The organism is Bacteroides sp. AF32-8BH (assembly GCF_003435205.1).
Classification (GTDB): Bacteria; Bacteroidota; Bacteroidia; order Bacteroidales; family Bacteroidaceae; genus Bacteroides; species Bacteroides ovatus.
Window position 1 is genome coordinate 44,540 of record NZ_QVLZ01000020.1, and the last position, 24,778, is coordinate 69,317.

Consider the following 24,778-nt stretch of genomic DNA (forward strand, 5'->3'; position numbering starts at 1 on the left):
AGATTATCGGTTATTTGTTATTTCCACTTCGCAATCGAAAACGGCCTTGCGCCACACGTCCCCGCCGGTTATCTCTATCTCCCTGCCGTAACGCGGTGCGGCGTTCCATATCCTGTCACTCTCCGTATCGCGGCTCGTCCGTATCCAGCGGAAATTGCCGTCGGGAATGAGCGATGTAATCTCTTCACCGCCCCTGTACACCCTGGCACGGAGTACCGTCGAGACGATTCCGTTGCGGAATGTCGTGCCGTTTTCAGACTCCACATAAACAGTATAGGAGGGAGATCCGTCGTAAAGTTTGAAAAAGGTATGGGTCGCACTGATTTTTTCATTACGGTATGTTGCCGTGTAGCGGAGGGTCAGCACGTCGCGCCCTTCCCAGCCATGAAACGGGGGTGTCATTTCAAATACGGCGGCATTGCATCCGGCATCTTTCCATATGCCGTCAACGGCAAGGTATTCCCACTGCCGACTTTCCGGCTCGAAATTGTATTCGGTCGCCACAAGCGGGATATTCTCCGGCTCGCATGCGCCTGAAAGCTCGTCCTTGAAATGGAACGCCGTGCCGCCTGTCAGGGAGACGGAACGGGGCTTGAGCAGTTCCTGCGCCTCCTCATCGAGGTCTTCCCAGCGGATGGTCACATCGCGCAGTTCGATGGTATCCTTGCCCCACTTGAACCGTCCCGAGGCGAAATGGCCCGTCCCGTCCGGATGGATGACGAAAGAACCGTCCCGTGAAACGATCGAGCCGTCTTCGTTCAGCCGCAACAGGGGATTCTGTATGGTACCCCCGATACCTCCCTTATTGAACCAGGCACCGTAATCGTCCGTGTAGGACAAGGCTTCATCGGTCGCCTGATAGGGGGTCACGTTCCTTCCGGCCTCCAATTGAGGGGCGGACAACGACAGGGGGACGGAAGCGGCAATGCCGAGACACATGACGGGGGAATCTGACCCGCGTATGAGGAACGGGACATTATAACGGACCCATCCTTTACCGGCAGCCACCGTCCGATCACCGACAAGATGTTCATCCTGATAGAACCGGATGGCTGCCGTATCTTCCGCTTTTATCCAGACTGAGAAACAATAACAGACTCCTGTATGAGCCTCCCGCCAGGCGGCACTTTGCGCACCAAGAAGACTGTCTCCGGCTATCCGTACACACCGCCCGAGTCCGGCGGGAGATGTTTCATCCAGCTCTTCCGAATGGCTGAACCGGCAGGACAGGCTGTCGGGTATGACATTCTTGTGGATTTTGCCCACATAAAACGTGCTTGAAAAACCGTTCTCGTCTCCCGCGGTAAGCGTGCCGGCTATATTGACATTGCGTGTGGCATAGAGATTCTGGAAATAGGCCCCGTAACCATCCAACATGCCGAAGACCGGATCGATGATGCCGCTGACCTTTCCCACACGGGCCTTGCTCGCCTCGCTGAAAGCGGATACGGAGGCAAGACGAACAATGTTCAGGTCGGCGACCTCGCACCAGTCCCCCTCGGAGGCCAGGCTTGATGTCAGGTCAAGAAACAGGCTCCGGCTGTACTGTGCCGGGTAATCCACGGTGATGACCCATAACTTGTACTTCCATTCCCGGCCGATGGAGATTTCATCTTCCGCATCCGTCTTTTCACGGTTCGTATAGCCGAATCGGATCGGTACGGAACCTGATGTTTTGGAAGACCTGACCTTGAACGATACCAGCAGGCGCTCCGGGTATCCGACCGGTTCTTCCAATGTCAGCATCAGCCCGAAGGAAGCGTTTCCTGCCGGTTCCGCGTTGCGGATAATGCGGACAATGCGTGTCGCTTCCGAATCGGCATCCAGATATTCCGTTTGCAGCATGCTGCCATAAACGGCGTACCTGGACTTGTCCGGCACTCCCGCCATGCCTCCGTCCATGACGGGATAGCACAGGGAGCGTTCGGTCGCCATGCCGTCGATGACATCCATATAGGGTGAATCGCTGTCAGAAGCCGTCAGGTACAAGGCGCCGCTACGTGCCGTATCGAACAGGTTGGTAATCCGCACGAAGTCCAGCAGTTCACCGCCCTGCGGTTCGTCCCCGTCCAGCAATGCCCCGATGAAATAAGGGGCGTCCTTGTCTCCGACAAGCTCCGTTCCGGTTTCTGTCACGCACATCAGCGAATAGACGGTACGCTCCCGTTCGGCATATTGCCTGCGGATGATATCCCCGGCTTGCAGTCCCTGTGTCTTCTGCGAGTCGGGGGCAATACGGATCTTGTATGTCGGATAACGGAATACGGACATGGATTATGACAGTTTTTCCACGGTGTCTCCCGAACAGCTGTCGCTGATCCAGAAGGAACCGTTGGTTACCGAAGTCTTTTCGACCTCGAACTCATAGGCGCGGAACTTACGGCGGGCCACCACCTCGTCGAATGTGGCGGAGACGCCTCCTGTCGTCCGGTTCCGGCGGACAGCCCATCCGCTTCCGGAAAGGCCCGGGGAAAAGAACTCCGAAGAGAGCGACCCGGTAAAGACGCTGTTTCCGTAATGCCGGATACCGTCCTCCACCGCTTGCAGGCGTAACGCCTCTGTCAAGTATAGGATTCTGTCAGTAATCCGGGTGGGCGACGCATGGATTCCGATATGCCCGGCTGCTTCCAACGGAACAGCGACCGTAACGAAATCGGCATCGGTGCGGATATGGAACGATTCGCTGTGACGGTTCTGCGGGGCATAACAGCTCACGGACGGACGGTGTGAAAAATCCGTGCTGTGAGGGATAGCCGTCCTTACGTCCTCTTCCTCGTAGATTACCTCGGAAGAAAGCGATACGCGCTCCCTGTCGCCTGTGAACATAAATCCCTCTGCTGTGCCCATCCGCAAGCGCTTGTGGATAACGATACCTTCATCGGAAGTGTCTACCCGGTATGAGGAGAGCAGGTCGGCGCCGTAGTTGTGGCGGACAGTCAGCGAGCCCGGAAAACAAGCCTTTCCGTAAGGGGAAAGCATCAGACACTCGCCGTCCACGTCCGATATGCCGGAGAACAGGCGTATCTTCGGGGTATGGTCGCCGCCTAAAAGAAGGTCACCGCCGATACTCCCGAACTGTATCTTGTCCTTGTCGGTACAGAGCAGTACGGGAACATCTCCGATCCGGATGCCGAATCCGTCCAGGAACGAGAGGAACCCGCCGAGCGCGACATCCTCTTCCGAAAACGAAAGCAGACATTTCCCTTTGTCGCCCAGTTCCACGCCTTGCAAGGCTTTCAGTCCGCCATCCATGACCGTACTCCCTCGCACCGTCAGATTCCGTCTCACCATGCCGTCCCGCATCGTCCAATCCACCGTGTCCGTATTGGCGTTGCCACGATGATAGACATCCTGCCCGCCCACGGCCAGCCGTGTCGGGGAGATGGATATTCCTGTATCCTCGTCCCCGATAATCCATGCCCCTTTGGAATGTACCGTCGCATCCAGAAAGTCTATATGGGAAGCGTTGATTGTAGCGGTGGCCTTGTCCGCGTCGTAACGGAGCAACTGCCTGCCGCCGATATGCAGGCTGTCGCCCCCGACTTTCAGGTTGCCGGTAATCCTGATACCGTACTCGATGGCAGTTACCACACCTTCCGGATCGGTAATGTCCTGCGAATAGGTTTCCAGGATACGGGTGTTTCCAATGCCGGCTTCGAAACCGTAATTGGCACTGAGCTTGCCGGTCATGTCACCGCCCGATTTCTTCAGGTAATCCAACAGCAAGCCACCGCTTCCGGAACCGCCTTCTCCCGTAACGGCTCCGGCAATGGCGGATGCAAAACCGTAAGCGGTATTCTTCAGTCTCAGGCTGGTCTCGTCGCCTTCCTCGATGCCGTAAGGATGCTCGTCGTCCTTTTTCTGCTGGGCATTGAAAAAGTTATGGTACAGCTGTGCATAGATGGAATAGCACAGGCTCTCCTTGTCGAGGGTTTCTATATCGGGATGCAGTTGTACGCTCATTTGGTATAGCTGGTCTTGGAAAGAAATTTCTGGATACGTGATGTCAGCGAGATGAAGTTCGGCATATTGATCGGCGACATCGTGCCCATCAGTGTGGGAGTCATGATTTTCGAACATTCCGTCAGGAAGTCGAGCATCAGCCGGGCAAGCTCATTACCCAGAACCAGCGGCTCGGTGGCATTCTCGTCACCGAGCGTCACCTTGTTGTCGGCAACGGCAACGGTCGTGGAATTGACCTTTTGTACCACTTTATCTGCTGTCTGTCTGACTTCAGACTTGTCCACCGTATGCGTGATGCTTTCCGCATCGATAACGGTTGTCGCTTCCTTGTCCTTGTCATTCCTGACGGTTGTTGTGACGGCAGTCGGCGTATAGTGGGTGGAGGTCTCGTTACCGGTGGTTTCCAGTTCGTCGTAGTCCGGGGAAGAGTCGTTTTCCGGATCCAGTTCCTCCATTTCGGTCACGCCGATGACGGTTTCCGTGCGGGCATTGAGCCGCAGGATATCCACATGGGAGAAGTTAACCACATAGGCATAACGGGTGGCGGCATCCATGAAGATGGTCACGTCGGAAAAAAGTGCGGGGACGATCAGGAAGCCGCCTTCGCTGTTGGTGGCGGCCGAGAGCAACACGCCTTTATGGATAACAGGTTCGGCGGAGGCCGTCTCGTCCGGGTACTCGCCGACATCAATGGTACCGCCGTAGTCGGAAAACTCCTCGTCCGAGGGGTTGTCGTGTATCTTGGCTACATAGCCGTGTATCATGCGGGCCGTACCGATACCGGACATGCCTCCGGGAGCCAGATTGATACGCTCCATACTCCGTCCCAAGGCTATCTTGCGGATAGCCTCACGGATAAGCAACTGGTTGGATTTGTCTGAAGACATGAGTTTTTTGAAAGAATAGGAGGAGCATAGTTTATTGGTTGCCAATTATTTTGTACTTTTGCAAAGACAATGATATTACTTATGAAACAAGAAATTTTAGAATCCTATATTACATATATATTTGATTTCTTTCAAAAATCAAGATGCTTTAAAGCCGGGCAAGGTAACATGCTCAGAAATTTTAGATTTGCAGCTGAAAAGCAATTTACTCGTAATCAATTGGGTATATTGTATTTCCTGGTAAATACCCTCATTGATAATGGCTATCTCTACTTAAAAGATAGAGATTTTATAGCTCTTACGGAGAATGGTGCCGATGTTATAAATGGGGGAGAGTGTGTTATTCCTAAAATTTCCCTTGAGCGGACAATTTATGAAAAAGAGACCAGTAGATCAGATATATATGAACAGCTTTGGAATATTATCGGATCGAACAAAGAAAATGATTATGCGCCGCTGTATGTAGATGGACCATTGTTTTATAATACAATCAGGCCATATTTAACAACATTGTCGTTACCTCATACATATGGGGAATATATGGCAGAATTGCGGGAAAAGGAAGAATTTACATCAAGAATTAAATGGTATAGGACTTTATTTTTAGCTCTTGATGAGAATGATGTACAAAAATTCCTCAAAGATTTGTCTATCAAAATAAACAGGCTGCTGCTAATGAATACTCCAAAAGATGCGATACAAGAAGCTTTGAATCCTTGGGCAGATGTAGACATTCCTACAATCGATAATACGCCTCTGCCTGAAATTCTCAATAAAGTGGCGGAAGAACCAATTGTGAATAAAAACAAGCCGTTTGTGTTGATTTCGTATGCGTGGGAGGTAGAAGACAATGTCTTTATGAATTGGATTCAAACTTTCGCCAAAGATTTGCGAAGACGAGGGATTGATGCTCAAATAGACCAGTATCAACCTCATGGAACTGACTTGCCTAAATTTATGCTTGAAAGCATCCGTAAGGCAACTAAAGTTCTGTGCATTCTGACTCCAAAGTATAAAGAGAAAGCTGAATCCGGTAAAGGAGGTGCCGCTTATGAAGGGGGTATAATATCACATGAAATATATAACAATCAGGGAACCACTAAATTTATACCGGTTGTACGCAAAGGGTCTTTTGAAACTTCGACACCGGATTTCATTAGTGGAAGAAAAGGTTTTGATTGCTCTACTGACGATAAATACAATAGCGAACTTCCGAATATTATCAAGGTAATAAACGAAGAACCATTGATAGAAATTCCTCCTGTTGAATAACGGTAAATCTTATTTCCTAATTTTATACGGAATACTCAGTTGTTGCCTGTATCCACCCACCCCGAAAGTAGTCGTTACCTCTTCCACGAGGTATACGCCGTTCTTGGAAGGATTACGGTAGTCGATCAGTTCCACCTGTACGGCAGGAGACAGTCCGAAATCCCCGAATACTGTCACATTGCCGGTGATTCCGTTCAGATTGTAATTCCGAAAGTATTCCGTCGTCTCTTCTACAAGCCGGTCGGAATTGATTCCGACATGAGGTGACATATATGGTACGATGGTATATGTGGATAAATCCACCTTGGTCCTGGTCTTCGCTCCTGATGCCGTCGTGTTGCCCGTTACTTTGTGCGTCTTTTTTGAAATCTGCGTGGCATTGACCGTCTGAAACTCCTTGCTGCCCGGCGTCGCCGGGTCGTATTCAGGATTCATGCGTACTGTCACCTCAAAGAATTTTTCATCCGTCCCGAGTGCCTTGCCCGTCACCGCCAAAAACTTCGGATCGGTCTTGACCACTTTCAGGTTGCTCTGCGCCACATGCTCGTTGAAGTATATCCTGTACGGTCCTGTCGATTCATCCTCCGGGAATACCGGCTGAGCCTTGCTGGACGAATAAGGACGCCCGACGGCAATGGACGGTATGGCCCCGTCATCATCGGCATCGTATTTTAAAAAACAGTAGACCTTGTACTTCGACCATTCGGAAAGGATATCCGCTACCGTGAAGTTGTCCGTGACCTTTACCTTGCCGATATGTATCTCAAACCGCTTCGTATCCGAGTGTATCCTGAAGCCGGTATCTTTCAGGATATTATACTTGCCTTCCAGCACCTCGTTCACCGTCGTCCCTTTCGCCGGGGTCTCGAAATGAGGTGCCTGTTTCAGTTTGAGTTTGTAGGCCATATTCTCACACTGGATTTCCAGCGTGCTGTCCGAATTGTATCCGGTAATGTATCCGTCGAACATATTTTTCAGCACGCCGTTGTAGCCCAGCTTGATATTGATGCGCTGTCCGACCTTGAATGTCGTCTCGTCAACCAGACGCTGCGCGCTGCGTTTCTCGATGATGACACCGTCCTGCATCACCTCCGTCGTTATCCTCGACACGTCCTTGCCCTCCAATGTCACGTTCCCGATAATCGTGGAGCGGCATACCGACCCTTTCGGGAATATCACTTTGGCCGTTCCGATCAGCTTCTTGTAACTCTCGTTGATTTCGAGCGACTGGACTTCCGTAATCTCCACGCCGTTCTGTATCCTCATCGGATTGGATGGGTCGGCATCCCCGATGGTGATGCGACAGCAGAGGATATCCATTGCAGCTATACCCATAAACGTGTCAGTTTAAGCAACGAGGCGGGGTCGATGACCTCCGTACCGAATTTAACATACTTGATCCACTTGTTCGTGTGCTTGATGGCCGTGTCCACCTTTTCCTGTTCCGCCAGTTTCAGTTCCACGGCTTCCGATGGCTCCACGGCGACACAGTTCAGCGAATACGGCTGCACGTTCCGGCAATCCGTAGGCTGTAAGGTATAGCCCTGTATAATCAACCGTGAAATGTTGAACTGGCGCAATACCGTGTTGTCGCAATCGATGACACCCTTGTATTGTACCAGCCTGATAAACTTGGACACTTCCGCCTCGGGATACACGTCCGGGTATTTGGAGGTGATCTTGCCGTTGATGGTAATCTCGAGGTCACCCCCGGATATATATTCCTTGCGGGTATAGTCCCGCCCCTGTACCCGGGTCAGCAGGATATTGTTCCGGCTGCTGACCTGTACCTGCGGTCCCAGGTCCACGAATGTCACCAGTCCATACCGGCTGTTCGGCAAAACCTTGCACTCGCTGTTGTCATAATACTTCCCCTCCTCTGATATGGACAGTTCCAGAAAATCCGCCACTGTCCGGCCGACGATGGAATCGATATGGTTTTTCTTCTGCGCCACCGCCTGCTGTTCCCTGATGAGCTGGTAGTACTGTCCGGTCTTGTTCGCAAGGCTGGACTGCGACTGTGTCTGAAGATATTTGTCCCGCACCTGCTGTTCCCAGTATTTGAGGTATCGGGGATAGGAACGTAGCAACCCGTAAGCCGTCTGCGAGGCAACCTGTATGGCTGCCCGTTTGAGCAGGTCATGGTGCCTGGAGAAGTAATGTACCTGCCCGTCCTGCAATTCGGCAAGCCCCATGCCCAACGCCAGACGCGTGGCGTTGCTGATGTATCCGCCAAGCGAACCGTGGTTGAGTATGCCTCCGCTCAACAAAGTCGAGGCCGCGATTTGTATCAGTCTTCCCATAATCCTTTCATTTTATGCGTTCCAGGAGGCATCGAAGTCATGCACGACATCGATGAGCGCCTGTGCCAGTTGTTCTTTCAGGTTCTGTATCTCTTCCGTCTGCCCCTCCTTCGACTTCATCAGGTCGATGGTCCTGACACTGAGCAGGCTCTCTATGTTCACGATGACCTGTTTAGGTGCCGCCGAGGACAACCGCCCCGTGCCGGAATAGTTGCCGCCGGCCCCTCCGTCATCCAGATGCGTGTTGGTAATCGGGTTGACAGCAAACGGACGTGTATCGTTGGAATCCGGTTCGTTGCCGTACTGGTCGGGAGTGAAGCCCGCCACGCGGAGGATGTTCTCGGCTGCCTCCGCCGAACCTCCGAAAGTCTGCCGGAGCGATGAAAAGAACTTCACGAGTGTCGTATGTGCCAGCTTGCGATGCGCGATGTTGTCTATACGCTGCGCATCGGTGGCGTTCTGCCCCAGTGCCCGCTGTTTCCATAGCCCGTTTTCGTCCTGCTCGAATCCCCAGGCCCTGAACTGGTCAAAGTCGAACCCTCCCTTACGCATCAGCTCATGCGCATTGGCGGCACTCGATATGGCATTCCGATAAGCGGTGGCGGCACGCACAATCTCCGGAACGGTCTGCGTGTTCATGTACCGGGCATAGTCGTATGTGCGGGCGGCAACCGCTTCCGACCTGTCCCCGATATCATTCACATAGACGGCCTTGCCATCCTGCATACGCCACAAAGACTTGTCGAGATCCTTCTCCTGTTGCCCGAAACGCTCCTTTACCGTCTTGAGGAAAGCGTCCACTTCCAATACCGTACCCATCTTCCCGAACTCGGCGTACGCGGCATCGATACGTGTCTGGCTGTCGCGTTTGGCAAGGGTGACAAGCGCATCCCTTATGTCATCCTGACGGGCTTTGTCCATGTTATACACATGGTCTCGCGATACCATCCCCTCAGATGAAGCGATGGCAAATTCCCCCAAGAACCCGGCCCACCAGTTGGATGTGAAGGCTCCGATTTTATGTCCCGAAGCCTCTTCGATACTTTTGCCGGCAACGACCTCGTCCACGGCACGCTTTGTCTTGACAGCCATGTTATAGGTCTCGCTCAGGGAGGAGTAAAGTGCCTCTATGGACGGATAACGGTACTTGCGGTTCGATTCGATCTCTTCCAGTACGGCATCCTTCGCCTCCTTTATCTTCCAGGTCTTGTAAGCCACCCATCCCAAAGTCCCGACCAATGCGGCTATACCTGCCGTGGCGGCAACCGCGCCTGTACTGATGGCACTCAACGAGGCGGCAGCACCGGTCAGTCCGCTGCCGGTAGCCACCTGTGTGGCAAACAGCGACTGCAGGACTCCTTTGGCTCCGATGACACCGCCCCCGGCCATCAAGGCGCGGTTCATCGCTCCCCGTCCCGCCACGCCTGCGGACTGCATGGCCGACACGATGGCCCGCTTCTGGGCAAACGAAACCTTACCGATACCACCCGCCCCCAGCAGCCCCTGCACGGCACTGATTGATGTCGTGGCCGCAGACTGTTTGCCGATAAACCCCATGGCGATGCCGATATTCGTCAGGGCTCCCGCCACCTTGAACAGCCGGGTCGCAACAACGCCTGTAAAGACAAGCGGTTCTATCCAATGGAAATTGCGGGTCACCCATGCGCCGATATTGCCGATCACGGTGAAGATGTCCAACAAGGCATTCCCGATGGACACCAGGCCACGGGTAAATTCCGGAGCCTTGAACTTTGCCAGAAAAGTGCGGAGCACAGTGCGGATAGAGGGTTCCAACACCTCGTATGCCTGCATGAACCCTTCGGTCAGCTGGGAGGTCACCTGCGCCCACAATCCCTTGGTCGTATTCTGCTTTACCAATGCCAGTTCTGAGGAAACGCCCTGGGACCCCCGGTTATATGAAGTCAGTTCTCGTAGTTTGTCGTAGTTCTTCAGGAACATCATCGCCGCGTTACCGCCAATTTTCCCGAAGATTGCCTGGACATCCGCCATCGACGCGCCCTTCTTGTTCAATTCCTCGAAAATGTCCGCTATAGGACGGAGTTTCTCGACCTGCACCCCCTCGATGTCGCGCATTTCCGTGAACCGGATGCCCAGGCGGTCCAGAACTTCCTGTGCCTCCTTGGTAGGTTTGGCAAAACGTGTGGAAAGAGCACGCAACGAGGTTCCCGCCAGCGTTCCCTTCAGACCCATATTGCCCAAAAGACCGATGGCGGCACTGCTTTCCGTGAAGTCCACGCCCGCCATACGCAGGTAACCGGCAGCCATCTTGTATGACTCCGCCATCTCCACGATATTCACATTCGAGCGGGAAATGGTGGAGGAGATAATGTCCGCCACGCTGTCCATGCTGTCGTTATGGATATCATAACCGGCCATGATGTTCGTGGCCAGGTCGGCGATATACGACACGTCGTTGTCACCGATAAGTGCCAGGTTCGTGATCGGGCGGATGGACTTGTTGATTGTCTCGATATTCATGCCCGCCATCGACAGGTATTTGACGGCACCGGCAATCTCCACGGCTGTGTATTTCGTGTCGATGCCGATTTTACGGACATGACGGGCCATACTGTCAAAACGGGTCTCGAATGTCTTGAGGTCGCTGTCCGCCACACGGAGGATGGAATGTGCCGATTCCATGATGTTGGAATAGTCGATGGCCTTCGTCAGTTCCGAACGGATCAGGCTGTAACCCATATAGGCATTGAGCATCGAAGCGAACGGGAGGTTCCTGAGTGACGGCGCTTTCGAATACTGGATACGGTTGATGGCGGCACGGCGTTTACTGCGGTAGAGCGTACCGGCTGCAGTATGTTCCCGCTGCATGAGCCTGACGGACTGCATCGCATTGCGCTGTTCCTGCCGTCTTGCAGCCTGCTCGGCCTTTATACGTTCCGTTTCTGCCTTACGGCGTGCCTGTTCTGCCTGCCGGCGTATTTTCTCCGCAGCACGGGCGGCATTCTTGCACTCCCGTTCTTTAGCCCGCGCTTCATCGGCACGCCGCTTTTCCGCCGCGGCGGTTTCTGCCAGAGCCGCCTTACGGCGCTGGTCTGCGGTAAAGAGCTCCTCCGCGTGGACCAGTTTCTGGCGATGCAGCTGCTGTCCTGCATAAAGCCGTTCCATCAGTTTTTGCCGGGCCTTTTCGGGCATTACGAAGGCCTGCGGAGCATATGGCACCGGAACGGAAGGTGTGAGTCCTTCGGATGGTATGCCTCCCTGCATGTTGAAAGAAATGACAGAAGCACTTTTGATACGACCCAATAGGGAAAGTATCTGCTGCAACCTGTTTTCCGCCGTCCCGGTCTTGATTTGCAGTTCCCGGTCACGTTCCATGGAAACCAGGGCGGAGTTGATTTTCCCGATGGCTTTGGTAATGCGTTTCTGCGCGTCTGCCATCGTGCCAACGGACGAGGCGGCATTCTTTTCGATCTCCGCTTTGCGTATCTCGGCAGCCTTTTTCTCGTAAAGGCTTTTGGCGTTGGCCTTGATTTTCTTGCTGTCCAAAGCCTGACCGGCATTGATGGTCAGGCTGATGCCTTTGGAAAGCGTGGAAATATCCGTGAGTAACCCCTTGATACGTTCCAGCTTCTCTTCGCTTTTTTTCGTATCGATGGTCAGGCGGTAATCGAAATTACGTTTCTTGCCGTTCTTGGTGCGGAACACGCGGTCTATCTCGTCCATCATATTCTTGATGTTCGTGACGGCCGGAGTCAGGGACGCTTTCGCCTGTACCAGCTTGCCTACCGCCTCACCGAAGGCGATAACCTGCTTGGTGCCCTGAGAGGCATCCACGTTGATGGAGTAGTTGACCTGATAGTTCTGTTCCTGAGCCATGGTAATGGGTACTGCGTTAAAAGAATAGTCTTTCCGCAAGGGCGGAGATTATGAAACGAAGGCCGCCGCAAACCGGAAGCTTACGGCGGCAGGTCAAGGAGTCCTCTCCGGCAATGACATCGGAACGGGCATACGGCTGATGAGCATCTGCTCGTGCAGCCACAACGCCTCTTCGGAAAGCATCGCGAACTCCTCGTCGGAAATCGTGTCGAGGTTGACGCCGGGAAAGTAGTGGCGGACATAGATCATCCGCTGGCGGATGCGCTGCTCGTCGGTCACTACCCACCGGCTTATAAGTTTACCAGGACACTCTGGCGGGTGGTGATCAGCTCGGAAAGCTGTCCCATCAGACCGAACAGGAAGAGCGACTCGTCGTCCACGAGTTCCTTATCTCCGTCCACGAAGCAGTCGCGGGCCAACGTGCGCATGGCGATTACCTCGTCCTTTTTGGAAGCGGCCATGAATTTGCTGAACTGCGGAAAGCTCGGTTCGGACATGTAGGCCACATAAATCTCTTTCTCGCCGTTTGCGGTGTCTCCGAAAACGACCATCGGACAAATCTTGCGGAGTTTCTTCTCCTCTTTCAGTTTGAGGGCTTTTTCCTTGATCTTGATCTCCTGTTCCAATGAAAGCATTTTTTCGTCCATATCGAATTTGTTTTGATTCACCGAAAGAGTAGGACAAAGAATCGTGGAAAGGTTGAAGACACGGTTCTTATTCACTTGTAATCCATATGTTATACAAAAAACTTCTTTGCTCCTGATATTCCCAGATCAGTCTTTAAAGGAAATTTCGCTGAATATATTTCATATATTTCTTTGATATATAGTATATAATCGTTAATTTTGCATATTCTCAAACATAAATGATTATGTGCAAAATAGATGATTTTATAGATGTGACAAGCCGGTACATCGCTGAATTGCTTGATTTGAGGGCGGACATCAGGCCGGTCGAAAAGGATGTCTTGCATACATTCCCAGCCAATATTACTGCCGGTTATACATTTTGTACGGCTAACTTGTTGGGGCATGACGTAGTTCTTCTGTATAGTGCAGACAGTTCTGCATATACTCCGGGGCAGATGCGGAAACAAAAAGAACTGGTTGAGCGAAAAGCCCAATGCCCGGTAATATTTGTATTGCGTACAGTGGCGGCCTATAATGTACGGCGTCTTGTCAGACATCGTGTAAATTTCATCATACCGCAAAAGCAAATGTTCATACCGGATTTGTTGATAGATTTGAAACCGCATAAAAATAATATCGGGGGAGGTGAAGAAACGCAGATTCCTGCAATTGCCCAATGCATAATCCTTTATCATCTTGAAGTAAAGTCTCTCGAAGGGAAAGGAACTTATGATATTGCAGATCTTTTCAACGTGTCGTATGCCAATGTAAACCGGGCGGTCAGATGGCTGAAAGATAAAGAAGTTATCGCTTTATCCGGCGGCAAGACAAAGAGTATGATATTTCAGTTCAAAAAGCGTGAATTATGGGACAGGATGTTGCCGTTCCTGGCAAACCCCATCGAGCGGATTGTATATACCGATAGTCTGCCTGATGAAGTATTTTGTATTAGTGGAGTAAATGCCTTGTCGGAATATTCAATGCTGAACAAGGAAAAAAATGACACTTATGCCATTGCAAAAGAAGAAGCTCGACGGTTGCAAATCCGGACAGACAAGGAATATGGCGAGACCCGCATAGAGATATGGCGTTACAATCCATGTTTTTTCTCAAAAAACGGCATTGTAGACAAATTGTCTTTATTTCTGGCCATGAAGGATATGGATGATGAACGCATTCAAATAGAATTGGAAACTATGATAAATAATATGATATGGTAAGAGGAATTGATAAATTCAGGGAGTTTTTCACCGGATATGAAGGAAACTATGTCATCATAGGTGGTACTGCCTGTGAAATGTATGAAGAAATATATGCACAAACTCCAAGGGCGACCAAGGACATAGACATTATACTGATTGTGGAGGCGCTGTCTTCGGATTTTGCTGCAAAATTCTGGGAGTTTGTAAAAACCGCAGGGTACAGACAAAGGAATAAGGGAACCGGGAACGGGGAATGCAGGCATGAATATTACAGGTTCAAGGAACCGGGAAATCCGGATTTCCCGTATCAGATAGAACTCTTTTCACGAAATATCGGGGTTGTCAAATTCCCGGACGATGCCCACATTACCCCCATTCCGGTTGATGATGACCTGTCAAGTCTGTCAGCCATTTTGATGGATGATGACTATTATAATTATACCATTGAACACAGCACGTTGGAGGAGGGCGTACATATTGCGAACATTGAAAGTCTTATCTGTCTGAAATGCAGGGCCTATTTAGAAATGACCGAGCGGAAAAGCAATGGAGAACAAGTGGACAGCAAACATATCGTCAAGCACAAGAAAGATGTATTCCGGCTGGTTGCCATGCTTGCTCCTGCCGACACCTACGAAGTTCCTGATTCGCTTAAACAAGATGTTGACAGGTTTTGCCTGGCTGTCAAAGAAGAAGTGCCAAACTCTGATTTTTTCAAATCGGCAGGACTTAAAAGCATTTCCGGAGAACAGTTATTGGAACAACTTGAAGCCAATTTCATAACACAACAATGAGAATCCAATACGCATCCGACCTGCATCTCGAGTTTCGGGAGAACAGCAGTTTTTTGAAGCACAACCCGCTGGCTGTTGCCGGAGAAGTGCTTGTCCTTGCCGGAGATATAGGATATATCGGAGATGAGAACTACTCCAGACATCCGTTCTGGGACTGGGCTTCCGGAAATTACAGCCGGGTCATCGTGGTTCCCGGAAACCACGAGTTTTACAAGATGTTCGACATAGACAAGCTGTATAACGGCTGGTCGCTCAAAATCAGGGAAAACATCACCTGCCACTATAATGCCGTTATCCCATTGGGTAACGATATAGAATTGATCGCTACCACACTGTGGTCACATATCCTGTTGCAGGATGCCTATGAAACTGAGGCAGCCATCACAGATTTCCGCAGGATGCGTTACGGCAGCGAACCGCTGGACTGGACAAGGTTCAATGACGAACATTCGCGCTGTTTCCGTTTTCTGGAACAGAGCGTAAAACAAAGTACTGCCAGACATCTCATTGTCGCCACTCATCATGTACCGTCATTCGAACTGATGGCGCCGGAGTTCAAGGGCAGTCCGCTCAATGGGGCATTTACCGTGGAGCTTGGCGGTTTCATTGCAGACAGTCCGATTGAATACTGGATATATGGCCACTCGCACCGCAATATCAATAAGGTCATCGGAAACACCCGGTGCATATGCAACCAGTTGGGCTATGTGTTCAGTAACGAGCATACGTCATTCGATAAGGAAGCGCATATTTCGATTTAAGTCTGCCATACATAAATCCCGTCTGTCAGCCAAGGTCAATATCCGGCAAACAGACGGGTTATTATGTAACAAATTTATGGTTGACTATTGAAGTCGTGGCTTCACCAACTTCCCGTCGATACCGCATGTTTCCAGAACCGCGGTATTTTCTTTGTTGAAGGCGATCAGGCATGACGGCGCTCCGGCCGTACCACCCTGTTCCCCCGTAACATGGTAAAAACTGAGCCGTCCCTTGATAAAGAGTATTGAATCGGCGTTTGGGAATATCAGTTCGTGGAACAGGCGCGTGTCCGTGCGGGCAAAAGTGAGCGCGACGGCATTCCTGTGTTCGACACACCTGCGGATAAACCGGACAATCAGTGCAGTGTCATAGGGAGGATTGCAGAACACACGTCCGAACCAGGGTTGTTGCAGGCCGTCATCCTCAATGGTATAGTGATGTCGCGCCGTATCCCATGGGCGGTTTACGGGCGAACACGGATCCAAATCGAACGGCCCCAGCCTCCGAAGCAGGCAGGGAGGCGTGAGCCATTCGTTCTTTCCGGTAGAAGATTTCCCCTCGAAAGTTACATCCATGACAGCTTAGATTGTATCACCCGAGCCGATTTGGATATCGAACGGGTTGAGATCGAATTCATGGGTGATATTGGTATCATCCTGCTGTGACTCGAGACAATCCTCCGTGAAGATGCAACCTTTGAGCGTTACGGTCGTCGTTGTCCAGTCCTCGCCGGCCATCGGGTTGGCAAAGCTGATAATCAGGTCGAACTCGCCGATTTCGAGCAGCGAGCCGTACACCGAACGCAACAGCTGTTGCGTGGCATAGTCCATCGTGATGCTCGCCGTATAGGTAATGTTCCCGAACCCCCTCGACACCGGCCGTCCTCCCATGCCGTAGTTACTTTCGACCTTGCGCTTCTTCGACCATTTGATGGCCGACACGCCTTCAAGGGTCGTGGAACCTTCATCGATTCCCAGGGCGGTCGATGACAGGGTTATCATCGACCACGAGTATGCTACATTGTTGATTATTGCCATATGCTATGTCTTATTTGCGGTTAATGACAGTCCTTCCTCTACATAAATCTTCACGGCCACGCCCACCGGGACAAGGACATAGGAGATGCGCAGCGTGTCGTCCACCAACACGTTCTGGTTCGGGTCGATAGTGACGGCGTATCCTGAAATTTCCTGCGCCGCCTGCATCTTGGCCAGTATATCCCCGATGAGTGTCTTGAAAGCTGTAATCTTCGACGGGGCGAGGAACCCGGTTGAAGGATTGACCATCAGCGGTGAGTTCACATACGGCAGCAGGGCTGCACGCACGGCACGGCGGCTCTTGTTGATGGTGCGGTTCCGGGCAATGGTACGGAAATCCCCATGTGAGCATGTCTGGTCTTTCGAGATGTAGATCCCGTTCTCGCGGCCGGCATACTTGATGGGAAAAATATACCCCTTATCGTCGAGTTCGTCCAGCAGTGACGGGGAGAGTGACTCGTACCGGTTCAGGCTGAGGAAGTTCTCCTCTGCCTCGTCGAGGTTGATGTCCCCGAACCCCAACTCTATTTCCTGGAAATCGTCCGCGAAGAGATTGAACTGCTTGACCCATGCGATGGATTCGTGCACGTTGGCCTTTGCTATGGCTCCCATAACCGCTCCCAAAAATCCCACGGGCGTATGGTTCCTGTTGCACATCTGCATCGTGGAGATCTTTTCGTGATGCGCCTGGCCGAATATACAGCTGATACGGCTTGATTCACAGATGCATGAAGGTATTTTATTCAGGTCAATCTGACGCCCCTCAGTCGTATCCGCCCCCGTATTGGAAGGATTGGCGGAAAGGATGAGCGAGAGCGGCTGGTTCTGCTCCGCAAGCCCCACGGCCACGTCGTTGAGCCCCTTTACCAGATTGAGGTTGTATTGTTCCGATGCGCCGTTCGCTTTCCACAGCGGCTGTTCCGTCCATATGCCTATCTGGTTGATCATACCCCCGGCAGCACGCTGCATGATTTCCAGCGCATCCCAGTTCGCCGAACAGTCCGCGAGCATCACGTAGAGTTTTCCTGAACCGCCCGGATTGCCGGACATGCGGAAAAATTCACGGATATGGTATGCCGGGATGCCGTGCAGGAAATTGACATTCATCTCCTCCTCGTCGGTTGCCTCCACACGTTCGATGATACCGAAGTCGTTCACGGCGGACTTGAACGAGGTGATGTAGCAGACATCGCCAGGCTTGAGCCTGGTCTCATTGGTTTTACCATACCCCTCCGTGAAAAGCGTCGGCTGGAGGGACACGTCGAACAGCAGTCCCGTCACCTTCTCGCCCGACGAGCCGGTATCGTAAGGAATATTGCCGTCCACATCCTTGATAAATACATTACCGAGTGCCATTATGATTTCTTTTTAAGTTCGTTGTAGAAAGGATTCCTGTAGAGTACGGCCTTGCCCCTGATGGCGGCCGCCGTGTCCGGCGCATAGGTTCCTCCGTGCGTGTCGATGTACAGCGACGGATATGCCGGGAACTTTTTCAACAGGGACAGGATGTGAGGCTCTGTCGTCTCCTCCGACCCTGCATTCCCTTTCCCCGCGGTCTTGGCCGGCAGCCTGTCTTCAGTCTCGCCGCCTGTCCCGAGGTTTTCCGATGCCGTTTCCGGAACGGGCACCGCCTGAGCCTCCGGTGCAGGAATATTATTGTTGTCTGTCTGCGGAGTTTCCTCCGTGTTGATTTTCTTTGCCATAACAGTAGAATGAAAATGGGGAACGGGGCCTTGCCTCCGCTCCCCGGGTGGATATTGAGAATGAAGAAAGGTGTGTTATTCGCTCTTCTTGTAGGCGGTATGGACCACGATCTCCGCCGGGCGGACGATGTTCACGTCCATTTTCATGCGCATCTGGAAAAAGAACAGCTCGGAGTTGGCCTGCAGACGGTCGATTTTCAGGATGTCCGTGTCGTTCGCGTAATCCACCCCCATCCACAGGTTGGAGTCCATGCCGGTGGAGAACTCGCCGAGCACCATCGTGTGTTCGGGGATTCCCACGACCGGGACGATGCGCTTGCCCTTGAAGCGATAGCGGTTGACCTCGGTATTCTCGGAATACTTGACCTGCTTGTCCGAGATATATTGGTCATACGCGTCCCAGGCGTCCCATCCGACCACAAAGGTCAGAGATGTCTTCTTTCGGATCTGCTTCGGACATTTCCTCCACATCGCATAGAGCGCCGCCTCCACCGCGGCCCCGTCCGTCAGCTCGGTCGTTCCCGAAATGATGCACTGCCCTCCGGCAACCACCTCGGCATCGGAGGAGTTCACATTGTCGAGGATCCGTTTGATGACCCCGTCAAAATATTTCTCCTTGTTGGCTCCGATTTTCGTGCAGCCTTCCGGTGCGGTAATCTTGGCCACCGTCTCTCCTCCGCGGGCGGAAGTCCAGATGGCGTTTCCGATATACTCGTTTTTCTTGTCCATAAGGAGACGGAGCATCGTCGCCTGGATTTTCGGGTCGAGCTCGCGGAACACGAGATTGCCTTCCGGCTGCGCGAAACGCCAGTACTTCTCGTAGTCCCTCGGGTTAAACTCGAGATAGACCATAAAATCGGACGGCTCAAGATGGCGTTCGGTGAACTGGTACTCGTTCGTGCCGTCATCGCCCTTGGCTCCGTGGATGGGTTGTGGGGTCGGCACGTTGTCCTGGATAATGTTGCCCAGCTTGATGGCAGGAAGCGTATAGCGGTGCTGGATGCCCGTCTTGATATGAATCAGTCCCTCGCGGACTGTATCATTGCCCTGCACGGTATAGGTCAGCAAGTCCTCAAGTACTTCGCCGCTATACCCGTTTTGAAGAAAGTTTACTGTATCAGCCATTGTCGTTTTAAGTTTTCCGTTGAAGAATGAAACTCGGCCGACTGGCGGATACCTGCTGTTTCCGCGCGAGACACTGCGGTCTCCGGCATGTCAGTTAAAATCGGGCGGACGCCCGCGGATAGTCTGTCAGAGCTTTCGGAACTTGAAATCCGCACCGACCACTTCCGCCACCTTCTCGGCCATCAGCTGTTCGGCGGTCTTTGTCGCTTCCGCCGTGGCCTGGATGTTGGCAGGGTCATCGGCGATTTCCTTCGAGATTTTCTCCCGCGCGGGAATGGAAGCCAGCGTGCTTTCCGCCAACTCGAAGTTGGAACCGGCCATCTCCACCCACTGCGTTTTCGCCTCACGGTCAATCTTGCCTTCTGCAATGGCATTCTCCACCAATGTCTCGATACGGGAAGCCTGCTCGTCCTTCTCTTTCTGCTCGTAGGCGGAAAGGCGTGCCGTCGCTGCGGCCAGGTCTGTCTGCAAGTTCCGGATGGAGGCGTCTTTTCCGGCGATGACGGTCTGCGCGTCGCTCAGTGATTTCTGTATTTCTCTGTATTTGGGTTCCATCGCGGCCAGTTCAGAGATACGTGCCATCACGTCCTTGACCTCACCGTCCTTCATGCCCAGCGAGGCTGCAATCGCCCCGTACTCAAAGCCTTGTGTCTTGTTTTCGTTTGCCATATCGTTTTCCGTTTCTGTAAGAGTAGGTTCAATGCCTTTGAAAGGTTTATTTCCCGCGCTGACACGGCTCATCAGTTCCTGGATGGCGGCCGTATCGGTCAATCCTTCTATCTCGTCATGCACTTTACGGCAAAGCTGCTTCGAGGTATGGATGACATGCTCCGCAGGTATGATGCCGGCCTTGACGGCAGCCTGTGCGTCGAAATAGGTCCCGTCCTTTCCTGCCTGTCCGTCCATGATGGCCCGCACATGCTCCGCTTTCAGGCCGAACCGTTTCCGGTAAATCGTCTCGATCTGTTTGGTAAAAGCCGTTACCATGTCCGACGGTTCCCCTCCGTCATCGTCCGGCAACATCGGGTTATGAATCATCAGTATGGCATAATCACGCATGAGAGAACGCTTGCCCGCCGCCCAGATGATGGAGGCCATCGATGCCGCGACCCCTTCGATGATACATTCCGTATCCACCGTGGCATTGGCGATGGTGGAATAGGTGGACATGCCGTAAAGGACACTGCCGCCCTCCGAGTTGATCAACACGCGGATACAGGAGGGACGGATGATATTTTCCAAAAAGTCGAACTCGTCATTGAAACGTGAGGTCGTCTCTTCCGTCACGCGACCGAAGAAACGGATAACAGCCGGCTGGCCTGCCTTCGCCTCTCCGACGACATATTGAAGTGTGTTCATATCCATATGCAAGGGTTATTTGAACAAGAGTAGGCGGTGGAAAAAGAAAAGGTTTTGCACTGCTATTTATGGAAGTGGAAATATGAGAATCCATCCATTTATGGAAATGCGATTATCTTTACAGTATAATAGATTGTTCAAATTACAGACCGGTTGCAACTATTTGTATCAAGACCGGCATGCTGAACATTCTAAATTCAGCAAGTACAGAAAATGTATCATGAGTCTTGTATTATCTGCTGATTCATGTCTGTTTATACGCAGTGCGGATAAATCTCCTGCATGGATTTCAATTTTCCGATCCGGTATCCGAAAAACCAGATACTTCGTCATGTTCCGGACGCGGATGGAAGCCGTGTCCGCCGCTGTCATGTTGCGGCGCATCGCTGTGTTGGGTGAACGGGGGCATGACCACATACCTTTTTACCCAGTCCCTGTATTTCCACGCGGAAGATTCCCTGAACCATACCTCGTAGTCTATCCAGTACGCCTGCAACATATTGGTTGAAAGCGGCATGTCGAAATAGGTCAGGTTGCACCGCTCGCTCAGCGCCGGCTCATGGTTCTTGGCATCCTGTATGGCTACATTGAGCCGCTGGAAGACCAGAAACGCCTCGCATTCCTTGTCTTCGTCCGCATTGTTGAGCGTATTCAGGATAAACCGCACGCGCATGGTGGCGCGTCCCTCACCGATACGCTGTTGCTGTACCAGGTACCTCACGTTGATAAAGTGGATGAACACGGCAGGGAACACAGTCTCATACTCCGTGTTATCGTCACGGACAATGCGGGCGAACTGGCCGTTGTCGATAGCGACGGTTTTGAACAGGGGCGGCGACAACGGGTCGTCCGGATTCTCCCGCAGGGTCAGGACAGCCCGCTTAACGGCCCGGTATATCTCCACGAAAGGGTTCGCGGAAACTTCTTCAGGCAGGCTCTCCGCCGGTGCCGACGGTTGTGCGGGCTGTGGTGCTGGGTGTTTGTCTTTTATCATAACGGCTGGTGTGGAAATCCTTTAAAAATCATATCTATGAAATGGGCGGCGATATAGTCGTCCGTCTTCGGTGAGAATCCGATGAACTGCCGGTGTACGGGACGGCGCGTGGAATACTGGTTTACCGTGTACAGCCCGAACTTCGGATCGGTATTGTGTATGGCGGCATAATGCCCGTAACGCTCCTTGCTGCGTCCCCGCTTGCCCTTGACTGGAAAGCTCTTTTCCGTAGTCCACATGCAATACCTGGCGCCTTTCCGGAAGATGCGCGTACGGTCCGAACGCCGTCCCACTATGTCTGTCCGGCCGGCTTCCGACTGTATGCTCCGGGCCAGAGTCCCCGTATCGTTCATGAGAGGATGGGTGAACCTCTTTCCCCATTTGGAGGTACGAGGCGCCCATTTGCTACCGTTGAATCCCCCCGAAGCGAATGAGGACACGAACTGCTGCCTGGTATAGTCACCGGCAGCAGTTGCGAAGTCGAATACGTTGAACTCCAGCCGGCTGGCCATGACGCGCGTACTGGTCCTGCTTACCCAGTGGCTGCAAAACTCATCAAGCGTTATCTTGGGCATAGGCGAACTTTCCTTTAATGCGTTTCACAATATCATTCATGTAACCCGGAAGCGGGACGGAGAAATAGCGGTGCGCATCGGAAAAGATACGCCCGCCGGTTGCCAGGCTCTCCCGGAAGACCGGATCCACCTTTTCCAGATAGTCTCCCTTATCCGGCAAAGCCGCCCGGACAGCGGCGAACCCCTCCGCGACCAGAAAGCAGCGGCATCCCCATTCGATCGGCGGTATCAGCTCCGGAGGAAACTCGGATTTGCGGAAGGAAATCCCTTCCAATGAAAGATGCCAGGCACGTACCCGTTCATCGCCTTGTGTCATGTAGGTAAGCACGGTATCCATATCCACCGCCATCCACCATGCGGCCATCGAGGCCGCGAAGAATACCTGGTTGTTCTCTTCCTCCGCATGGACGAGGTTATACCTGCGGCATATCTTTTCGTATGCTTCCATGTCCTGTTCATCCGCTGTCTCGGGCAGTTCCCCGAGCATGGCATACTCCTCTGCCGCGGCAAAATCCACCAGGTTGTCTATAGCTGCAATCAGGATGTCACGCTGCTGCCGTTCCCTCTCTGTTGTAAAGGAGTTGTGATTTTTCAGTATCTCCAATGCCCGGTCCATATCGATTCGCAGACCTGTCAGCGCACGGTCTATGAGGAAAGAGGCACGCAGGGTGATGATGTCCTCTATAATGTCGAGACGTTCCGCGCTGTTCTCCCAATAGAGGATCAGCCTGCGGAATGCATCGAAAATGACACGATACTCCTTTTCCGTATCGGATTCCGTGGTTGCAGATGCCCTGACAGCCCTGAACGGAGCGTTGTCCGGGAGCGGAAGACGGGCTTCTATTCCGCTCCCCGCAGAAAATTTCCGACCTTCGCCCCCCGGGGGCGTCCGTAACGCCGGAAATACTCCTCGTCCGACATGATGCCCCGGTCGTTGTGGCTGAGACCGGATGAGCCGCCTTCGGCTCCGAAACCTAATCCCGGGATAACATTGAGCTGCCGGCCCACATTGATACCGAACTCTTTCTCGATCTCATCGGCCGCCACTTCATATTTGTCCGTGATCAGCGAATAGAGCTTGATGCGGTCCTCGTTGCTCATCTCTATCCGGTTCGAATACCGGAACTCCAATCCTCCGGGGATATACCCGATAGCCACCAGGCGGGGGATTATCTCCTCGTTCATGACGTTTTCGATATACCGACGGTAGACTTCGATACGGTCGCGGAAAATGTCCTGGTGTGCTTTCGTGGAACCCACGTACGACTGCATCCCTCCGGCCATCGACTCGGAGCCGAGCACGAGGTTGGCAACTTCCTTGTTCACAAACTCGATAAGCCCGGTATATATCTTTTCCGAGTTGGACATGGTGAATGTCTTGATATCGACCTCGTCCTCAATGCCGGTAACCACCACCTTGTTCTGTGCCGCGTTGGCTATCTCGTTAGCCAGCCTCTTGCGGTCGGCGTTGCTCTCGCTGACCGTCTTTCCGTGGATAATCGGCTGTCCGTAAGTATGGGAAAAGTTCACATAGTTGGCCACCGTGAATTTCTTGGCCAGTATCAAAGGGGTCGTGGCGGAAAAAAGTCCCAAGTCGCCGGAGTTTACCAGTACATAACAACGGTAATATGCCGGGTCATGTAAATCCCAATGCGGCTCCCACAGTCCCTGCCGCTTCAGTACCGTTTTCTGGTCCGGCAACACATTACGCCGTTCGATGATGTTGACTTCCGCCAGCTTGTCCGTTCTGGGGTCAGTATGCGGCATGATTTCAAGCAGGGTGTACCCGTAGAGCTTGGATTCCACTATGCCCTTGATTATCTTGTCGAACTGCGAACCCTGTATCTTCAGGGAGTTCGCCACGTCCTTGATGTATTTTCCCTTTTCGTTTACACGGGCAAGCATATAGCGGTCGCCGAGAATCTGGCTTTCCAGTGTCTCGACAACGGAACGTATATGAGCGTCCTGTTGCAGGCAGGCTTCATACAGGTCAATGAGCCGGGCGCGGTCATCGAGAATATATCCCGAGCCGGTATCCTGACGGCATGAACGGTAGCGGTTGTTGCGCTCGATTTCGCGGACATACTCCTGAATTGTCTTTTTGGAGGTCTTAAAAATACTCTCCAAGAGTTCCCCGTTAAATGATTTGTCCGATGTAGCCATAATTTTTTTGTTTCTTGTTCAAAGAGTAGAGACAATCCTCAAGAGAGGTTTTTACGGCTAAAAGAATATATGGAGAACGGGACTCTTAATGCTTGATTTACAAACCGAAATATACAACTTAAATATATAGATATTTCGGTTTTATTTATGTTGTA

General features: G+C 52.2%; 22 protein-coding genes. 4 read left to right on the top strand and 18 right to left on the bottom strand.

Translation table 11 applies throughout. The features are described 5' to 3' along the window. Window positions 1-3 precede the first annotated feature (3 nt). The 3 genes from DWZ47_RS15295 to DWZ47_RS15305 are packed head-to-tail and all read right to left on the bottom strand — an operon-like array spanning window position 4 to window position 4,850. Window positions 4-2,271 carry a hypothetical protein gene (locus DWZ47_RS15295; protein WP_004293590.1) on the bottom strand — a complete coding sequence of 756 codons (2,268 nt, stop codon included), beginning with the start codon at window positions 2,269-2,271 and terminating at the stop codon, window positions 4-6. A 3-nt stretch (window positions 2,272-2,274) separates the two neighbouring features. After that, window positions 2,275-3,963 (bottom strand): hypothetical protein, encoded by a 1,689-nt coding sequence (locus DWZ47_RS15300; RefSeq protein ID WP_004293591.1) that lies wholly within the window; start codon window positions 3,961-3,963, stop codon window positions 2,275-2,277. Continuing rightward, window positions 3,960-4,850, bottom strand: coding sequence for a hypothetical protein (locus DWZ47_RS15305; protein WP_004293592.1), 891 nt, complete (start codon window positions 4,848-4,850; stop codon window positions 3,960-3,962). Before DWZ47_RS15305 ends, DWZ47_RS15300 begins: the two co-directional genes overlap by 4 nt. A gap of 81 nt (window positions 4,851-4,931) precedes the next feature. Between DWZ47_RS15305 and DWZ47_RS15310 the strand changes: the two genes are divergently transcribed. Continuing rightward, window positions 4,932-6,122: a toll/interleukin-1 receptor domain-containing protein gene (locus DWZ47_RS15310; protein ID WP_224200102.1), complete on the top strand. Its 1,191-nt coding sequence runs from the start codon at window positions 4,932-4,934 to the stop codon at window positions 6,120-6,122. 9 nt (window positions 6,123-6,131) lie between these two features. Here the strand turns inward: DWZ47_RS15310 and DWZ47_RS15315 are convergent, their stop codons facing one another. From DWZ47_RS15315 to DWZ47_RS15335, 5 genes are all read right to left on the bottom strand, one after another. Next, complete coding sequence (locus tag DWZ47_RS15315; RefSeq protein ID WP_004293594.1) at window positions 6,132-7,457, bottom strand: hypothetical protein; 1,326 nt, start codon at window positions 7,455-7,457, stop codon at window positions 6,132-6,134. Beyond that, complete coding sequence (locus tag DWZ47_RS15320; RefSeq protein WP_004293595.1) at window positions 7,448-8,425, bottom strand: DUF6046 domain-containing protein; 978 nt, start codon at window positions 8,423-8,425, stop codon at window positions 7,448-7,450. Before DWZ47_RS15320 ends, DWZ47_RS15315 begins: the two co-directional genes overlap by 10 nt. A gap of 12 nt (window positions 8,426-8,437) precedes the next feature. Then, window positions 8,438-12,280, bottom strand: coding sequence for a phage tail tape measure protein (locus DWZ47_RS15325; RefSeq protein WP_117513715.1), 3,843 nt, complete (start codon window positions 12,278-12,280; stop codon window positions 8,438-8,440). Between the two features lie 93 nt (window positions 12,281-12,373). Continuing rightward, a complete protein-coding gene (locus tag DWZ47_RS15330; RefSeq protein ID WP_004293597.1) occupies window positions 12,374-12,559 on the bottom strand; it encodes a hypothetical protein in 186 nt (61 codons plus the stop codon). 11 nt (window positions 12,560-12,570) lie between these two features. After that, entirely contained in the window at window positions 12,571-12,927 is a 357-nt protein-coding gene (locus tag DWZ47_RS15335; RefSeq protein ID WP_008860783.1) for a hypothetical protein, read from the bottom strand. 224 nt (window positions 12,928-13,151) lie between these two features. On the opposite strand from DWZ47_RS15335, the gene DWZ47_RS15340 reads away from it, so the two are divergent. The 3 genes from DWZ47_RS15340 to DWZ47_RS15350 are packed head-to-tail and all read left to right on the top strand — an operon-like array spanning window position 13,152 to window position 15,666. Next, a complete protein-coding gene (locus DWZ47_RS15340; RefSeq protein WP_004303975.1) occupies window positions 13,152-14,129 on the top strand; it encodes a hypothetical protein in 978 nt (325 codons plus the stop codon). Continuing rightward, window positions 14,123-14,905: a hypothetical protein gene (locus DWZ47_RS15345; protein ID WP_117513717.1), complete on the top strand. Its 783-nt coding sequence runs from the start codon at window positions 14,123-14,125 to the stop codon at window positions 14,903-14,905. Before DWZ47_RS15340 ends, DWZ47_RS15345 begins: the two co-directional genes overlap by 7 nt. After that, window positions 14,902-15,666, top strand: coding sequence for a metallophosphoesterase (locus DWZ47_RS15350; RefSeq protein WP_004293601.1), 765 nt, complete (start codon window positions 14,902-14,904; stop codon window positions 15,664-15,666). The genes DWZ47_RS15345 and DWZ47_RS15350 overlap by 4 nt, the downstream gene beginning before the upstream one ends. A gap of 84 nt (window positions 15,667-15,750) precedes the next feature. Here DWZ47_RS15350 and DWZ47_RS15355 read toward each other — a convergent pair whose 3' ends face one another. The 10 genes from DWZ47_RS15355 to DWZ47_RS15400 form a co-directional block, all read right to left on the bottom strand. Beyond that, the gene (locus tag DWZ47_RS15355; protein WP_004293602.1) at window positions 15,751-16,242 is read right to left on the bottom strand and encodes a DNA N-6-adenine-methyltransferase; all 492 of its coding nucleotides are present in this window, start codon (window positions 16,240-16,242) and stop codon (window positions 15,751-15,753) included. A 6-nt stretch (window positions 16,243-16,248) separates the two neighbouring features. Then, window positions 16,249-16,704, bottom strand: coding sequence for a hypothetical protein (locus DWZ47_RS15360; protein WP_004293603.1), 456 nt, complete (start codon window positions 16,702-16,704; stop codon window positions 16,249-16,251). Between the two features lie 3 nt (window positions 16,705-16,707). Continuing rightward, window positions 16,708-18,060 carry a DUF2586 family protein gene (locus DWZ47_RS15365; protein ID WP_117513718.1) on the bottom strand — a complete coding sequence of 451 codons (1,353 nt, stop codon included), beginning with the start codon at window positions 18,058-18,060 and terminating at the stop codon, window positions 16,708-16,710. Next, window positions 18,060-18,407 (bottom strand): hypothetical protein, encoded by a 348-nt coding sequence (locus DWZ47_RS15370; RefSeq protein WP_004293605.1) that lies wholly within the window; start codon window positions 18,405-18,407, stop codon window positions 18,060-18,062. Before DWZ47_RS15370 ends, DWZ47_RS15365 begins: the two co-directional genes overlap by 1 nt. A gap of 75 nt (window positions 18,408-18,482) precedes the next feature. Beyond that, window positions 18,483-19,532 carry a hypothetical protein gene (locus DWZ47_RS15375; protein WP_004293606.1) on the bottom strand — a complete coding sequence of 350 codons (1,050 nt, stop codon included), beginning with the start codon at window positions 19,530-19,532 and terminating at the stop codon, window positions 18,483-18,485. A 126-nt stretch (window positions 19,533-19,658) separates the two neighbouring features. Further along, window positions 19,659-20,897 carry a Clp protease ClpP gene (locus DWZ47_RS15380; protein WP_004293607.1) on the bottom strand — a complete coding sequence of 413 codons (1,239 nt, stop codon included), beginning with the start codon at window positions 20,895-20,897 and terminating at the stop codon, window positions 19,659-19,661. A 283-nt stretch (window positions 20,898-21,180) separates the two neighbouring features. After that, a complete protein-coding gene (locus DWZ47_RS15385) occupies window positions 21,181-21,885 on the bottom strand; it encodes a hypothetical protein (RefSeq protein WP_004293608.1) in 705 nt (234 codons plus the stop codon). Beyond that, complete coding sequence (locus DWZ47_RS15390; RefSeq protein WP_008860784.1) at window positions 21,882-22,460, bottom strand: hypothetical protein; 579 nt, start codon at window positions 22,458-22,460, stop codon at window positions 21,882-21,884. Before DWZ47_RS15390 ends, DWZ47_RS15385 begins: the two co-directional genes overlap by 4 nt. Next, window positions 22,441-23,076: a phage minor head protein gene (locus DWZ47_RS15395; protein WP_008142943.1), complete on the bottom strand. Its 636-nt coding sequence runs from the start codon at window positions 23,074-23,076 to the stop codon at window positions 22,441-22,443. The genes DWZ47_RS15390 and DWZ47_RS15395 overlap by 20 nt, the downstream gene beginning before the upstream one ends. Before the next feature lie 224 nt (window positions 23,077-23,300). Next, window positions 23,301-24,623, bottom strand: coding sequence for a DUF935 family protein (locus tag DWZ47_RS15400; RefSeq protein ID WP_117513720.1), 1,323 nt, complete (start codon window positions 24,621-24,623; stop codon window positions 23,301-23,303). Between the last annotated feature and the right edge of the window lie 155 nt (window positions 24,624-24,778).

Bases quoted from the DNA above. Each gene is read 5' to 3' on its own strand.
- DWZ47_RS15295 (WP_004293590.1), bottom strand. From the start codon at position 2,271: ATGTCCGTATTCCGTTATCCGACATACAAGATCCGTATTGCCCCCGAC.
- DWZ47_RS15300 (WP_004293591.1), bottom strand. From the start codon at position 3,963: ATGAGCGTACAACTGCATCCCGATATAGAAACCCTCGACAAGGAGAGC.
- DWZ47_RS15305 (WP_004293592.1), bottom strand. From the start codon at position 4,850: ATGTCTTCAGACAAATCCAACCAGTTGCTTATCCGTGAGGCTATCCGC.
- DWZ47_RS15310 (WP_224200102.1), top strand. From the start codon at position 4,932: ATGAAACAAGAAATTTTAGAATCCTATATTACATATATATTTGATTTC.
- DWZ47_RS15315 (WP_004293594.1), bottom strand. From the start codon at position 7,457: ATGGGTATAGCTGCAATGGATATCCTCTGCTGTCGCATCACCATCGGG.
- DWZ47_RS15320 (WP_004293595.1), bottom strand. From the start codon at position 8,425: ATGGGAAGACTGATACAAATCGCGGCCTCGACTTTGTTGAGCGGAGGC.
- DWZ47_RS15325 (WP_117513715.1), bottom strand. From the start codon at position 12,280: ATGGCTCAGGAACAGAACTATCAGGTCAACTACTCCATCAACGTGGAT.
- DWZ47_RS15335 (WP_008860783.1), bottom strand. From the start codon at position 12,927: ATGGACGAAAAAATGCTTTCATTGGAACAGGAGATCAAGATCAAGGAA.
- DWZ47_RS15340 (WP_004303975.1), top strand. From the start codon at position 13,152: ATGTGCAAAATAGATGATTTTATAGATGTGACAAGCCGGTACATCGCT.
- DWZ47_RS15345 (WP_117513717.1), top strand. From the start codon at position 14,123: ATGGTAAGAGGAATTGATAAATTCAGGGAGTTTTTCACCGGATATGAA.
- DWZ47_RS15350 (WP_004293601.1), top strand. From the start codon at position 14,902: ATGAGAATCCAATACGCATCCGACCTGCATCTCGAGTTTCGGGAGAAC.
- DWZ47_RS15355 (WP_004293602.1), bottom strand. From the start codon at position 16,242: ATGGATGTAACTTTCGAGGGGAAATCTTCTACCGGAAAGAACGAATGG.
- DWZ47_RS15360 (WP_004293603.1), bottom strand. From the start codon at position 16,704: ATGGCAATAATCAACAATGTAGCATACTCGTGGTCGATGATAACCCTG.
- DWZ47_RS15365 (WP_117513718.1), bottom strand. From the start codon at position 18,060: ATGGCACTCGGTAATGTATTTATCAAGGATGTGGACGGCAATATTCCT.
- DWZ47_RS15370 (WP_004293605.1), bottom strand. From the start codon at position 18,407: ATGGCAAAGAAAATCAACACGGAGGAAACTCCGCAGACAGACAACAAT.
- DWZ47_RS15375 (WP_004293606.1), bottom strand. From the start codon at position 19,532: ATGGCTGATACAGTAAACTTTCTTCAAAACGGGTATAGCGGCGAAGTA.
- DWZ47_RS15380 (WP_004293607.1), bottom strand. From the start codon at position 20,897: ATGGATATGAACACACTTCAATATGTCGTCGGAGAGGCGAAGGCAGGC.
- DWZ47_RS15385 (WP_004293608.1), bottom strand. From the start codon at position 21,885: ATGATAAAAGACAAACACCCAGCACCACAGCCCGCACAACCGTCGGCA.
- DWZ47_RS15390 (WP_008860784.1), bottom strand. From the start codon at position 22,460: ATGCCCAAGATAACGCTTGATGAGTTTTGCAGCCACTGGGTAAGCAGG.
- DWZ47_RS15395 (WP_008142943.1), bottom strand. From the start codon at position 23,076: ATGGACCGGGCATTGGAGATACTGAAAAATCACAACTCCTTTACAACA.
- DWZ47_RS15400 (WP_117513720.1), bottom strand. From the start codon at position 24,623: ATGGCTACATCGGACAAATCATTTAACGGGGAACTCTTGGAGAGTATT.